At 55.6% G+C, this 13,065-nt stretch carries 10 protein-coding genes and 6 pseudogenes; 9 read left to right on the top strand and 7 right to left on the bottom strand.

From position 1 onward, the window contains the following. The first annotated feature begins 314 nt into the window (after positions 1–314). The 4 genes and pseudogenes from PCPL58_RS01250 to PCPL58_RS31850 form a co-directional block, all read left to right on the top strand. Positions 315–1,628, top strand: coding sequence for a replication initiation protein (locus PCPL58_RS01250; protein WP_065348647.1), 1,314 nt, complete (start codon positions 315–317; stop codon positions 1,626–1,628). Between the two features lie 183 nt (positions 1,629–1,811). Next, entirely contained in the window at positions 1,812–2,105 is a 294-nt protein-coding gene (locus tag PCPL58_RS01245) for an HU family DNA-binding protein (RefSeq protein ID WP_044425124.1), read from the top strand. Positions 2,106–2,191: 86 nt separating this feature from the next. After that, on the top strand, positions 2,192–2,377 hold the full coding sequence (gene relB / locus PCPL58_RS31855) for a type II toxin-antitoxin system RelB family antitoxin (RefSeq protein WP_080439133.1): 186 nt from the start codon (positions 2,192–2,194) through the stop codon (positions 2,375–2,377). After that, a pseudogene (locus PCPL58_RS31850) lies at positions 2,377–2,508 on the top strand (type II toxin-antitoxin system RelE/ParE family toxin); the annotation flags it as partial. The gene relB and the pseudogene PCPL58_RS31850, both read left to right, overlap by 1 nt. 32 nt (positions 2,509–2,540) lie before the next feature. Here PCPL58_RS31850 and PCPL58_RS01235 read toward each other — a convergent pair. The 3 pseudogenes from PCPL58_RS01235 to PCPL58_RS32290 form a co-directional block, all read right to left on the bottom strand. After that, positions 2,541–4,120, bottom strand: a pseudogene (locus tag PCPL58_RS01235) (Tn3 family transposase); the annotation flags it as partial. After that, a pseudogene (locus tag PCPL58_RS31640) lies at positions 4,115–4,659 on the bottom strand (transposase); the annotation flags it as partial. The pseudogenes PCPL58_RS31640 and PCPL58_RS01235, both read right to left, overlap by 6 nt. 384 nt (positions 4,660–5,043) lie before the next feature. Beyond that, positions 5,044–5,343: pseudogene (locus tag PCPL58_RS32290) on the bottom strand (restriction endonuclease); the annotation flags it as partial. A 381-nt stretch (positions 5,344–5,724) separates the two neighbouring features. Between PCPL58_RS32290 and PCPL58_RS01220 the strand changes: the two are divergent. Beyond that, positions 5,725–7,098, top strand: coding sequence for a hypothetical protein (locus tag PCPL58_RS01220; RefSeq protein ID WP_060413324.1), 1,374 nt, complete (start codon positions 5,725–5,727; stop codon positions 7,096–7,098). A gap of 26 nt (positions 7,099–7,124) precedes the next feature. Here PCPL58_RS01220 and PCPL58_RS01215 read toward each other — a convergent pair whose 3' ends face one another. Further along, entirely contained in the window at positions 7,125–7,829 is a 705-nt protein-coding gene (locus tag PCPL58_RS01215; protein WP_414860601.1) for a methyl-accepting chemotaxis protein, read from the bottom strand. Positions 7,830–8,067: 238 nt separating this feature from the next. Next, positions 8,068–8,178, bottom strand: a pseudogene (locus PCPL58_RS32865) (TrfB-related DNA-binding protein); the annotation flags it as partial. A 212-nt stretch (positions 8,179–8,390) separates the two neighbouring features. Between PCPL58_RS32865 and PCPL58_RS01205 the strand changes: the two are divergent. Next, on the top strand, positions 8,391–10,361 hold the full coding sequence (locus PCPL58_RS01205; RefSeq protein WP_083188285.1) for an S-type pyocin domain-containing protein: 1,971 nt from the start codon (positions 8,391–8,393) through the stop codon (positions 10,359–10,361). 1 nt (position 10,362) lies between these two features. Next, positions 10,363–10,638 (top strand): bacteriocin immunity protein, encoded by a 276-nt coding sequence (locus PCPL58_RS01200; protein WP_065348644.1) that lies wholly within the window; start codon positions 10,363–10,365, stop codon positions 10,636–10,638. A gap of 138 nt (positions 10,639–10,776) precedes the next feature. Here the strand turns inward: PCPL58_RS01200 and PCPL58_RS31840 are convergent. Continuing rightward, positions 10,777–10,911 (bottom strand): annotated as a pseudogene (locus tag PCPL58_RS31840) (IS5/IS1182 family transposase); the annotation flags it as partial. Beyond that, positions 10,859–10,999 carry a hypothetical protein gene (locus PCPL58_RS30440; RefSeq protein WP_157893873.1) on the bottom strand — a complete coding sequence of 47 codons (141 nt, stop codon included), beginning with the start codon at positions 10,997–10,999 and terminating at the stop codon, positions 10,859–10,861. The pseudogene PCPL58_RS31840 and the gene PCPL58_RS30440, both read right to left, overlap by 53 nt. A gap of 237 nt (positions 11,000–11,236) precedes the next feature. On the opposite strand from PCPL58_RS30440, the gene istA reads away from it, so the two are divergent. Further along, positions 11,237–12,259 (top strand): IS21-like element ISPsy4 family transposase, encoded by a 1,023-nt coding sequence (gene istA, locus PCPL58_RS01195; RefSeq protein WP_002551322.1) that lies wholly within the window; start codon positions 11,237–11,239, stop codon positions 12,257–12,259. Next, entirely contained in the window at positions 12,256–13,065 is an 810-nt protein-coding gene (gene istB, locus PCPL58_RS01190) for an IS21-like element ISPsy4 family helper ATPase IstB (protein WP_005741073.1), read from the top strand. The genes istA and istB overlap by 4 nt, the downstream gene beginning before the upstream one ends.

The following is a 13,065-nucleotide window of genomic DNA, read 5'->3' as shown; positions in this document are numbered from 1 at the left end:
ACGATGTAGATTCACGAATCGCAGAAACCAAAAAGCCCCGCTTGCCGGCGGGGCTTTTTGGAAAATCTTGAACAGGCCAGATGAGCAATCGACACCTGTTCAACACACATAACGTGAGCTGATTATGGCGTTCACTGCGGCTTTGTGCAAGTCGTCAAAAGTGAAGCCTTCAGTTCACCGCTGAACGGTGGACTTATGGAAAAGATTTTTCAGCTGCTGTGCGACCTCTATGACAGCACCCTGCCCCCCCAGTTGACCCCTTGCGTCACACCCTTTCACCGCGTTGGCCAACCAGTTGGCCAAGGCGGTGAAGCATGAGCCACGACCACGCGATCAGCCCTTCCCTCGCGACCTCGCACACGGCCAACGCCGATGCGCTGGCCAGCAGCACACACCTTCCGCCGGCACGCTTCTTCGAAGAAGGCACCGCGCTCAACCGGTTATTGCTGGAAGCGCCATACATGGCACGGTGCAGCGACGACAAAACCGCCACCCGCGTTCGCCCTCGTGAATACGCGCTGCGTTACCCCTATATGCAGGTCAATCGCCCCGGCATGGTGTCGTGGCTGGTGTTCGACCTCGACCATGCCAACGCCTTGGCCTGGGACGATGCCGGGTTGCCCGCGCCGAACCTGATGGTGCGCAACCGCAAAAGCGGCCATTCCCAGTTGTTCTATGCCGTGCCGTCCGTGTGCACCACCGAGAATGCACGGACCAAGCCGATTCAGTACATGAAGGCGATCTATGCCGCGTTTGCCGCTCGCCTCGACGCGGACGTGGACTACCACGGTGGCCCTGTCGCCAAAACACCTGGTCACCCCTGGTGGGAGACGACCGAATTTCACAGCCACGTGTACGAACTGGGCGAACTGGCGAGCGCTGTGGAGTTGACCGTCAAGCCGTGGGCCACAGGTCCCAAGCTTGACCAGGTCAGCCATTCGCGGCACTGCATCCTGTTCGAGCAGCTGCGTTATTTTGCGTACAGCATCGTCAATCGCGAGCGCGAGCTGGGTTCGTTCGAGTCATTCATGCGCTCGCTCGATGCGTATGCCTACAACCACAACAGCTTTCTAAAGCAGGGTTTTTCGGAAAACCTGCCGCTGTCGTCGATACGCGCCACGGTCAAATCCGTAGGTCGCTGGACGTGGGATCGCTACACCGGTGATCGTCGTTGCCACCGAGGCGCAATGCAGCTCGATAGCAGCCTGTCGCTCACCGAGCGGCAGAGCCTGGCGGCCAGGCGCACCCATGAACTGCGGCACAAAGCCACAGAATCGAAGATACGCGCCGCGTGCCGTCAGCTTCAGGACCAGGGCAAGGCGCTGGTACGTTCTGCCATTGCAACACTCGCCGGCGTTTCGGTGAGAACGGTGGCCAGCTACACGCACATCCTCACTGAAGTCTCTCAACCGGCCACTGTGAGCGTTCTCAGGGCCAGCCGTAAGGCTGTGTCCGTACCACCTCGGCAAGATCGTTCACCCACTACCCCACCCGTTCAGGCCCCCGTTGGTCAGCCTGCTGATGGCCGCGCCTCGAGTGTGCAATATGGTGTACATCAGATATCTGCGGTCCCACAGGGGCCGCAAGCCGGAGACCCCTTAAAAACAGAACATGAGGATGGTTCATGATGGGGAGTGCGCGTATGAATTCAGTACTACGTCAGTGAGTATTCGGACCTAACTCAAGCCTGGTTCGTGTCTCTACATTTCGCGGTCAATGGGGGCTGCTACTGGATAGCTGGGCTCTTGCCTGCCCCAAGCTGACCCCTTACTCTGCAATCCAAATGAATTTGATAGGGAAGGAACACCACCATGGCTCTGACGAAAGACCAATTGGTTGCCGGTATTGCAGAAGCTATCGATGCGCCAAAAACCACCGCGCGTAAGGCTCTTGAGCAATTGGGACAGATCGTTGCCGACCAACTGGAAAGCGGTGCAGAAATCACTCTACCGGGCATCGGCAAATTGAAAGTGGCAGAGCGTCCAGCACGCACTGGCCGCAACCCTTCGACTGGTGCCGCCATCGAAATCGCTGCCAAGAAAGTCATCAAGTTCGTCTCGGCTAAAGTGCTGAACGACGCGATCAACAAGGGCGGCGTCTCATAGAAGGGGTTGCACGCCGGAACCGCCGAAAATTCCTTCGTCAGTCGCTCGGGTGTAAACTCACTCAGAGATAAATGGAGAAAATCCTTATGATTGATCGTTCGCCTATCGTTTCGGAGTTTGAAACTGAAGAGCTAGAGGCCAATTACACCGTCTGGCTACGCGCGAAGGTGGAGGCAAGTCTGGCCGACTCTCGCCCTGCTATCCCGCATGATGAAGTCGAGCGAAGGATGGCAGAGCGGTTGGCACGATTGCGCCATCGGCGAGCGTCCTGATGCTACCCATTTTCTGGCTAGAATCAGCGGACAACGATTTGGCGGCAATAATCGAATACATAGGTTTACGTGATATAGCTGCTGCCGAAAGGTTGTGGCAGCGCTTGCGTGGCATCGTTCTGCCCCTTTCAGGGGTTGTAAGCCGGAACCCCAGAAAATTCCGTCACCCCAACTCCAGCCCTGCCAGTAGTGCGTCCAGGTCGATCATTTTGTCGCTTTGGAAGGTGTAGTGCCCATTCAGCAGAATGTGCCGCCAGGCCGCCGGTGAAATCTTGGTGATCAGCGCCACGGCCTTGGCATTGCCGCTCGCTTCGCACTTCGTCAGCAGGTGCGACAGGATGGCCGAGTTGTAGTAGATGATGGCGTTGGCGATCAGCCTAGCGCACTGGTTGCTGATCTCGATTCCAATGTCGGTGCGCCCGGTCAATTCCTTCTTTCCACCGACCTGTGCGATGGTCGAGCGTAGCTGGTGGTAGGACTCGACGCGGTTCTGCGAGCGATGTACGTTCCGTTCCAACTGCGGATCGCGCAGGTAACGTAACGTGTAGATGCTACGGATGAGCTTGTCGAACTCGAAGATCGCGCGCCGTGTCGGATTCGGCGCGGTGTAGGTGCAAAGCTTGCGGATCAGCGTGCCTTGCGTCATCTCTTTGAGGCCTAGCGTGGCAACGATCTGGTCGATGTTCGGTTTTTCACTGATGATGAGCTGCTGATCGATCTGGCCGACCGGCCGGATCAGGCACTTCTCGTAAAGCGCCGGATCATCGGCGCTGTACAATTCTTGGAGTTGGTCTTCGAGATTGGTGAAGCGCGGCTCAAAGCGTGGACCGAACCAGTGCAAGATGGCGAAGTTGGCCTTATTGACGCTGTGCATATCACCGGTAATCGCGGTCGGCACGACGTCCGACGTGTTGCGATACCAGATGTCGAACACGTGGTGCGCCTCGAAGTCGTGTGCGCCGATCAAATAGCCGTTGAGCGGCACGTGGTTACACAGCAACGTGTAGGCGACGACACCCTTGCCACGGCCAAAGTATTTGCGCGAGTGGCGCGCCTTCACGGTTGGGCGCTCGATGCTGAATTTCTGACCATCGACGGCACCGTACAACGCATCCAGGTCGAACGAGTAATGGGGGAAAATCGGCAACGCGGCGATGGCATTGCTGATCCGGTCGTTGGCGGCCTGGAGCGATGCTTGGCGCAGGTACTGTTGATAGGTCGTCTCTAGCACGTGGTAAGGAATGTCGCTGGTGCGTGCCATGACCTGATTGCCGTGGTTCATCGCCTGCGCGATGACGACCGCCATCAAACTATCGGCGTCGGCCACCTTCTTCGCATAGCGCGGCTGCAATGGCGTCAACGCGGACAAAAAATGGCATTGACCATTGACCATTGACCATTGACGAAGCGGAATACGTCGGCAACATCGCAGTACGGCAATTGCTCGTAGAACGACTGCTCGCGCACCTTCTGATTCTCGCCCTTGGGCTTGTGCCAGATCAGCGTCTTCGCGTCCTTATCGTAGGTGAGGTGCGTCAGCTTGCCCCGCTTCAGCTCGCGGTTGAATGCCAGCAACTGCGCGCGCAGCTCCCGCGTCAGCGCATCGAGCTGGGCGTCCACCGGCTGCCGTAGGAAGGGGATGTCCATTTGCGCAAGCGTGTCGGCCTTCTCGTTCAAACGCTTCCTAATCTGCCGGTACAGCCAGAACTCGTAGCGGTCGGCGTGCAGACCGGTCGGTTTGCCGACACGGACCCCATCGGCCAGTAAACCCCGCCAGATACGAGGCCAGCCGTAGCTGCCACGACTGCGGGCATGAATGGCGCGGATGTGGACGAGCAAGGCCGCGTCGCTTAAACCTCGTTGAGGGCAATTAGCTGCACAGCGAGCTTGGTGGCAATGAAAGCCGGTCGCACTGACGCCCAGCACCCGGCACTGCACACCGATAGGCCAGAGACGGCGATGAGTAAAAATGAACGCGTACTTCAGCTGGATGCTTTTGCGAAGTACGCCGTCGCCTTTTCCAGAATGTCGCGCTCCATCTTGACGCGTGCCAGCTCGGCTCGTAGACGGCTTATCTCCATCTGCTCAGGAGTGACAGGCTTGATGTCAGCGCCGGTCAGCCTGCCTTGGCGATGCGCCTTGACCCAGTTGAACAAGGTCTGGTCGGATATACCCAGAGAGCGGGCAGCGGCAGCAAGCGTCAGGCCTGTATCAACCAGTCGCACGGCCTCAAGCTTGAACTCGAGGGTGTATTTAACGCGGTCTGTCTTGGGCTTAGTCATGTCGTATCCTTGCGGCTATTGAGGCACCTGGCAAGGGATACGTTTTTCAGGGGCAAGGTCAACGGCATTTATACCGTGGTCGAGGCCTATGCCAAAAAGGCCGGGATTGAGGTCGACGGCTTGGGGGGATGAAGCTGTGCCGTCTTGGAAAAGCGCCTCCAAGGTGTTCACTGAGACGCCGCTATCGCCTGCCAACGTGGCGATTGACTCTTCATCCTTACCATCAATCTTGAGAGCGAAATCGACATACTCAGTCCGCCTAAGGATGCCTTCGATCTCGACCTTCTGTATAAAGCCATCCCAGTCAGAGCCTTTGGGATCACGAAGCCGTTTGAGGCTTATTCCGTAGAAGTTGCACAGGTTCACCACGCCGCTCTGAACCCCCTTAGTGGTGAGCAAGACGCCTTGGCTGTTGGGAATGTCAGAGAGCAAGCCAAGCAGGTTGCGTGCGTGGATGAGGGCGATGGTGGATTTGTAGTATTTGCACTCCACCAGTATCTGATGCTCTACACCGTCTTTGAGGTAGCGCCAGTACACGTCGATCTGGTGAGCTACGCCTGAACGCCCGGTGATTTGGACGTTATGCAGTACCTCCATCGTCTCAACCTCATCGCTGGCTAGAATCGCTTGGTAGACCTGCTGGGCAACCTTCTCGTATTCGGTGCTGTTATTTACGTCGAGCATTGCGGATTCCCTATCTGCCTTTGGCGGACGCGAAACCGCGCCCTGGTACTTGGTACTGCCAAAGCCCGCGACTGGGCGAGCTGGTAGTGCAGCGATGGAACCGTTAACGGCCCAGCGACTACACAGTTTTTTGTAAATCCAGTTCAACTGGAGTGTAGCCTGACGTTTCCGCTGTTTCTGGCGCTGTTTGATCGAAACTTCTCTGTATTGCTTTCACGCAAACATTCGCTCCGGACAAGCCTGACTCAGGATACAGCTGCTCAAACTTCCGTAGACCGAGATAGAATTTCCATGCACATCAACCAATCCGCCCAACAACCGCCTGGCGTTGCAATGGAGAGTTTTCGGACAGCTTCCGACGCGTCCCTTGCTTCGAGTTCTGTGCGGTCTGTCAGCACTACCTCGAGCCGCGATCTACAAGCTATTACCGATTATCTGAAACATCACGTGTTCGCTGCGCACAGGTTTTCGGTAATAGGCTCACCGGATGAGCGTGATGCCGCTCTTGCACACAACGAGCAGATCGATGCGTTGGTAGAGACACGCGCCAACCGCCTTTACTCCGAAGGGGAGACCCCCGCAACCATCGCCGAAACATTCGCCAAGGCGGAAAAGTTCGACCGTTTGGCGACGACCGCATCAAGTGCTTTTGAGAACACGCCATTTGCCGCTGCCTCGGTGCTTCAGTACATGCAGCCTGCGATCAACAAGGGCGATTGGCTACCAACGCCGCTCAAGCCGCTGACCCCGCTCATTTCCGGAGCGCTGTCGGGTGCCATGGACCAGGTGGGCACCAAAATGATGGATCGTGCGAGGGGTGATCTGCATTACCTGAGCACTTCGCCGGACAAGTTGCATGATGCGATGGCCGCATCGGTGAAGCGCCACTCGCCTGCGCTTGGTCGACAGGTTGTGGACATGGGGATTGCAGTGCAGACGTTCTCGGCGCTAAATGTGGTGCGTACCGTATTGGCTCCAGCACTAGCGTCCAGACCGTCGGTGCAGGGTGCTGTTGATTTTGGCGTATCTACGGCGGGTGGCTTGGTTGCGAATGCAGGCTTTGGCGACCGCATGCTCAGTGTGCAATCGCGCGATCACCTGCGTGGCGGGGCATTCGTACTTGGCATGAAAGATAAAGAGCCCAAGGCCGCGTTGAGTGAAGAAACTGATTGGCTTGATGCTTACAAAGCGATCAAGTCGGCCAGCTACTCAGGTGCGGCGCTCAATGCGGGCAAGCGGATGGCCGGCCTGCCACTGGACGTCGCGACCGACGGGCTCAAGGCGGTGAGAAGTCTGGTGTCGGCCACCAGCCTGACAAAAAATGGCCTGGCCCTAGCCGGTGGTTACGCCGGGGTAAGTAAGTTGCAGAAAATGGCGACGAAAAATATCACTGATCCGGCGACCAAGGCTGCGGTTAGTCAGCTGAGCAACCTGGTGGGTTCGGTAGGCGTTTTCGCAGGCTGGACCACCGCTGGACTGGCGACTGACCCTGCGGTTAAGAAAGCCGAGTCGTTTATACAGGATAAGGTGAAATCGACCGCATCTAGTACCACAAGCTATGTTGCCGACCAGACCGTCAAACTGGCGAAAACAGTCAAGGACATGAGCGGGGAGGCGATCTCCAGCACCGGTGCCAGCTTACGCAGAACTGTCAATAACCTGCGTCATCGCTCCGCTCCGGAAGCTGATATCGAAGAAGGTGGGATTTCGGCGTTTTCTCAAAATGAAACACCGTTTCAGCTCAGGCGTTTGTAAGCGGTCTTTGGGTTGTAACTTGCGTTTCACGTCTTGAAGTGTGAAGTCATTTTTTGCAAGTCGTGCCCCAGGGACGCCAGCTCAATCGTCGCCGTTGCGCTTTGCTCGCTCGCTATCGCGGACTGATCTGCCACATCACGAACACTGAGAATGCTGCGATTGATTTCTTCAGCCACGGCACTTTGTTGCTCTGCGGCAGTTGATATTTGCAGGCTCATTTCCTGAATCGTGCCTATGGAGTGGTTGATTTGGGTGATTGCCTGCTCGGCCTTTTGCGCCAGTTCAACAGTGCCCAATGTGCGTTCGCGGCTGGATACCATCAGTGTGGCGGCGGCTTGCGTACCTTGCTGCAAGGCAAGGATCAGCGTTTCGATTTCCTTGGTGGAGTCTTGCGTACGCTGAGCAAGTGAACGCACTTCGTCTGCGACCACCGCAAACCCACGACCCTGCTCGCCTGCACGCGCAGCTTCGATGGCCGCGTTCAACGCCAGCAAGTTGGTTTGCTCGGCAACCGCCTTGATCACGTCAATGACTTTGCCAATCTTCTCACTGTCCTGAGTCAATACACTCATGGCGCCACCCAGTTCTTCGATTGCCTGGGAGAGCTCGCTGATTTGCGTCGTGGCCTGCCTGACCACTGCGCCGCCATGACGGGCCTGCTCTTCGGCCAGGGTTGCAGCAGCTGACGCATCGGTGGTGTTACGCGCCACCTCCTGAACCGTGGATGCCATCTCATGCATCGCGGTGGCCACCTGATCCACTTCGATTTTTTGCTGACGAACGCCTGCGCTTGTCTGCTCGCTCATGCCCGCGAGGATTGAAGCCCGAAGGGGAGAGACGGGTCGGCTTCATGGCCTGGCTCGATGCGCAGCACGAAAGCCCGGCCCTGAGCGCAGCGAAGGGAACGCACGTCAGAGGTTGTCAACGATCGAGCTGCACCGAGGCCCAAACAGCCAGGGCACTCCTCTCCTATTGCGATTGAGCAGATCTGAATGATTGAGCTAATGCCAGAACATCACCTGCAGCTGCAGGGGGCAGCCAGGCTTCGACGTTGTCCCAATCAGCCGGCACACCCTCTAGCAGCACGAGCAGGCCCAACGTATTGAAGATCAAACTCCGTTTACGCCACTTCACTTTTTTGCCTACGCCGTCTTCAGATATGCGAAGCCTATAGGTCTCTGAGTTGACGACCGTCATTTTTACTGTATATATATACAGTTATCTCATGCCTCGATACCATCCGTTCTGAGAGTGAGATTTTGCAAGGTGACCCACAAATTAAGGAGAAAGACATGTCACAGAACGAGATTACACTGCCCCCTATCATCGTTACACCTGATCCACCACTGCCTCAGCCTCCAGGTCCTATTCCAGGAGGTGGTGTGATTGCCAAGCCGCTGCCATGGGACGGTAAAGTGCCTGCAGACGCTGAAATTGATAAGTTCTTTAGTCAGCAAGGAATTAAAGGTGAGCAGTACACGATTTCTGTGGTGGCAACGGTAGCCACTACTCAACGAAACATTGAGCAAGCCTTTACGGCCTATTTGCCGCAATTACCGGCAGACATTGACGCAGAAATTGCTGCTGCAGTCGGGCCCAATCCTTTATCCGCACTTGAAAAGGCCAAAACTGAAAAAAGTGTGGTGGATAACCTGATCACGCAGAACACTGCAGAACTGGCAAATGCCAACGCAGCAGCTAGCGCTTTTTTTGGCAGAAATGTGTTGGCAGTAGAAATTAAAAAAAGCGCAGTAGACTTTGTAAATATCTTTCAATCAAGACAAGATCGTGGCACCCCGCTCGAGGTTTTCAAAAGTTGGGAAGCGTCAGCTACCGCCGCCTATGCTGCGAAAATTATTGAGGAGAAGATCCGAATACTCACGGAAAAGTCAGCTGCACTTTTACAGACCGTGGCTACGGCGCAGGCTGAAGAGGATGCTCGCATTGCTGCAGAGGCAGAAGCTAAACGTTTGGCTGATGAAGCAGCGGCTGCAGAAGCCAAACGCTTAGCTGATGAAGCAGCGGCTGCGGAAGCCAAACGCTTGGCTGATGAAGCTGCGGCTGCGGAAGCCAAACGCTTAGCTGATGAAGCAGCAGCTGCGGAAGCCAAACGCATTGCCGAAGAGCAGGCTCGTATTGCTGCAGAGGCCGTTCGGACAGCTAATACATTCCGTGCGCCTGGCCCGCTTTCAGCTACCGCTCCCGTTATCATGACGGCTGCGGGAACGATTGCCGTTATCGAAGCGGCGACAGTTACCTTGCAAGCAGCTATCCGCTCCGCTGTTGCCGCGCTAACTAATTTAGCCGCTGGTACGGCTTCGGGGCTTTTGGTCGGCGTGTCAGCTTTGGTCTATTCACCCAAACTGGCTAACGGAGAGTTACCTGAGCGTTATGCTTTCAACACACCATTGTCGGATCTGACGCCTGAGCTTGGTAAAGACTTGCCAGCGATTGCGGCATCTGGTGGTACTGTTGATTTGCCATTTCGACTTAGCTCTAAAACAGCAGCAGATGGGCAGTCTGAAGTTTTTGTTGTCAAGACCGATGCTTTGACAGCATCGTCGAAAGTAAGAGTGGTATCAGCTGTTCTTGATGTAGAGCAGAACACCTATAGCGTGACGACGGGAGATGTACCACCCAGGATATTGATTTGGACACCGATTGTCAGTCTTGGGAATAGCTCAACAACATCGCCTGCTGAACAGCCAGCTCCACCCGTGTATACGGGGGCTGCAGTAACGCCCGTTGAAGGGAGGATAGATGCATTCCCGGCTGTTTCAGAAGCCAGTTTTGATGATTTCATTACGGTTTTTCCGGCAGACTCTGGTTTACCACCCATCTATACGATGTTCCGGGATCGGCGAGAAGATCCGGGCGTTGCAACAGGTGTCGGTCAACCTGTATCGGGGATCTGGCTAGGGGCTGCATCGCAAGGTGAAGGGGCTCCCATTCCATCGCAGATTGCTGATCAGCTTCGCGGCAAGGAGTTCAAGAACTTCAGAGACTTTCGGAAAGCTTTCTGGCTCGCTGTCGGTGCTGATCTAGAGTTGTCAAAACAATTCAAAGGATCAAATAATACTCTGATTAAAGGAGGCACTGCGCCATTTGCAATTCCGAGCGAGCAAGTTGGAGGGCGTGGTCAATTTGAGATTCATCACGTCATACCTGTTCATCCAGCCGGAGCGGTTTACGATGTGGAAAACATGCGTATAATGACCCCCAAACTACATATTCAAACTCACACCAAGAAAGAGGGATTGTGAAATGGAATTTAAAAATAAATATGAAGAGTATACAGAGGCTGAGTTTTTAGCGTTTCTTGAAGAGTTTTTTGTCAACAAACAAAATCTAGAGGGTGATGAGTACGGACAGTACATAAGTAAGCTTGCTAAGCACTTTGATGACATCAGTGAACATCCAGAGAAGAATGGGCTTATTTTTTACCCCGCAGAAGGTGTAGAGGACAGTCCTGCAGGTGTATTAAAGATACTTAAAGAGTGGCGAGCCGCCAACGGTAAGCCAGACTTCAAAAAAGCTTAGTTTAAGGAAATGCTGTTTTATTTATTGCCCACTACAAATCAAGGCGTGAGGCTTGACGGAGTGAAAATGGAATAAATCCACGGTTCCTCTAGTCAATTGAACCCAGTTACCGAGTAAACTTCGGTAACTGGTTTTTTGTTAGGCTTTGTACGTAAAGTATTGTCGCAAGCACCGCATAGCACATGCCAATGAGACTATCGCCGCAAAACTTGTTGCGCGTTTATCGAAGCGCGTCACGATGCGCCTGTTCTCCTTCAGCCAGCAGATCATCTGCGCCGGCAAACATATCCATTAGGCTTACCTGCCGCTGGTCAAGTACCAGCATGCCGGCAGGGGCATCGGGGGTTTTGTGGTGGCTCATGAGGTGTTTCCCAAACGGTTTTCCTAGGACAGAGGCTTCGGAACACGTGACATTGGCAAACCGCAAACGGTGCACGCGTAGGCCCCGTTAGGACCATTCCTCATCCCTTTGATGGATACCTGCTCCCAGCTTTTTGAGTAGGGCTGTGTAGTTGTCACCGCCACTGTAAAAATGACCCCCTAACGCCAACCTAGAATTGACCCCCCTGGGTAAAACTGGCGGCTTTGAGCTGCCAATATGTTGACCCAGGAGCAGTCTGTGGAAATTAAAGTGTTGGCCCGTCAGGGCCATGGCATCAAATTCATCGCCCGTGAGCTGGGTATTTCGCGTAACACCGTGCGCAAGTACCTGCGAAAGGCCCGGTCGCTACCCAGTGACAAGGTGAGACCCGCACGTCCGTGCAAAATCGACCCCTTCAAGGACTACCTGCACGAGCGTATTGAGGCGGCGCGCCCACACTGGATTCCGGCGACCGTCCTGCTGCGTGAGATCACGGCATTGGGGTACAGCGGCGGCGTCAGTCGTCTGAAGGCTTATATTCGCCCCTTCAAACGTAAGGCAGAAGAGCCGGTGGTACGTTTCGAGACACTGCCCGGCAAGCAGATACAGGTGGACTTCACCACCATTCGACGAGGCCGTCAGCCGCTTAAGGCGTTCGTGGCGACACTTGGTTTTAGTCGAGCAAGCTTTGTCCGTTTCTCCGAGCGAGAGGACAGCGAAGCCTGGCTGACAGGGCTTCGGGAGGCGTTCGCTTACTTTGGCGGCGTGCCCGAGCAGGCATTGTTTGATAACGCCGGAACCATCATCACCGAGCGAGATGCTTTTGGGGAGGGCCAGCACCGTTGGCATCCCCGATTGGCTGCGCTGGCCGATGAGTTTGGTTTTATTCCCAAGGTCTGCCGCCCTTACCGTGCCCAGACCAAGGGCAAGGTTGAGCGCTTCAACGGGTATCTGAAGGGCAGTTTCATTACCCCGTTGGCCGCTACGCTCAAGAGTGCGGGTCTGACGCTGGATGTGGTGACGGCCAACGCACATATCGGCCAATGGCTCGACGAAGTCGCTCATCAGCGGATTCACGGCACGACGGGTGTTCAACCGGCGGTACGTCTGGCCCAAGAGCAGCAGGTACTATTACCACTGCCAACACAGAGCCTGCGCCCACAACCCGCCCAAGGCCTACGCCTGGGACGGGTCCTGCCGTACGAGAGCTTGCAGCATCCGCTGTCGGTTTATGAGCAACTGCTGGAGGTGAGAGCATGAACCTTCAACATGCTCGCCTGACAGAACTATGCAAGGGGCTAAAGCTTGAGCGCGTCGGGGTGGACTGGCCGCACCTGGCCCAACAAGCAGCAAGCGGCGAAGACAGCTTTGCCGACTTCCTCGAAAAGCTGCTGGCTGCCGAGACCGATGCCCGAAGTGAACGCTCTCGACAGGCCCTGCTGAAAACTGCCGCGCTGCCCGCTGTGAAAACGCTGGAGCAATACGACTTCGCGTTTGCCACCGGCGTCCCCCGGGCACAGCTCCAGGAGCTGGCAGCACTGAGTTTTGTTGGACGTGCCGAGAACATCGTGTTCCTGGGGCCTAGTGGTGTAGGCAAGAGCCACCTGGCTATCGCCCTGGCCTACCGGGCAGTGATGGCCGGTATCAAAACCCGCTTCGTCACGGCGGCTGACTTGATGCTGCAACTGACCGCTGCGCACCGCCAGGAACGGCTCAAGGAATACTTCAGTCGTGTGGTGATGGCCCCTGGGTTGTTGGTCATCGATGAAATCGGCTACCTGCCGTTTGGTCGTGATGAAGCCAACCTGTTCTTCAATGTTGTCGCCAAGCGCTACGAGCAAGGCAGCCTGATCCTCACGAGTAACTTGCCGTTTACCCAGTGGGCCGGAACCTTTGCGGATGATCAAACACTGACAGCGGCCATGCTGGACAGGCTGTTACATCATGCCCATATCGTGCAGATGACAGGTGAAAGCTATCGACTCAAGGACAAGCGCAAAGCAGGAACCAAATCTTCTCGGGCCGAACCGGCTCGAAAATATGAACCCGAGGGGGGTCAAAACTAA

The sequence above is a fragment of the Pseudomonas cerasi genome, assembly GCF_900074915.1.
GTDB lineage: Bacteria > Pseudomonadota > Gammaproteobacteria > Pseudomonadales > Pseudomonadaceae > Aquipseudomonas > Aquipseudomonas cerasi.
The sequence above is the reverse complement of the archived record's forward strand: the minus strand, read 5'-3'. Positions and strand labels throughout refer to the sequence as shown.

Coding starts and splice junctions, on each gene's coding strand:
- PCPL58_RS01245 (WP_044425124.1), top strand. CDS start 1,812: ATGGCTCTGACGAAAGACCAATTGGTTGCCGGTATTGCAGAAGCTATC.
- relB (WP_080439133.1), top strand. CDS start 2,192: ATGATTGATCGTTCGCCTATCGTTTCGGAGTTTGAAACTGAAGAGCTA.
- PCPL58_RS30440 (WP_157893873.1), bottom strand. CDS start 10,999: ATGAGCCACCACAAAACCCCCGATGCCCCTGCCGGCATGCTGGTACTT.
- PCPL58_RS01200 (WP_065348644.1), top strand. CDS start 10,363: ATGGAATTTAAAAATAAATATGAAGAGTATACAGAGGCTGAGTTTTTA.
- istB (WP_005741073.1), top strand. CDS start 12,256: ATGAACCTTCAACATGCTCGCCTGACAGAACTATGCAAGGGGCTAAAG.
- PCPL58_RS01250 (WP_065348647.1), top strand. CDS start 315: ATGAGCCACGACCACGCGATCAGCCCTTCCCTCGCGACCTCGCACACG.
- PCPL58_RS01205 (WP_083188285.1), top strand. CDS start 8,391: ATGTCACAGAACGAGATTACACTGCCCCCTATCATCGTTACACCTGAT.
- PCPL58_RS01215 (WP_414860601.1), bottom strand. CDS start 7,829: ATGGCATCCACGGTTCAGGAGGTGGCGCGTAACACCACCGATGCGTCA.
- istA (WP_002551322.1), top strand. CDS start 11,237: ATGTTGACCCAGGAGCAGTCTGTGGAAATTAAAGTGTTGGCCCGTCAG.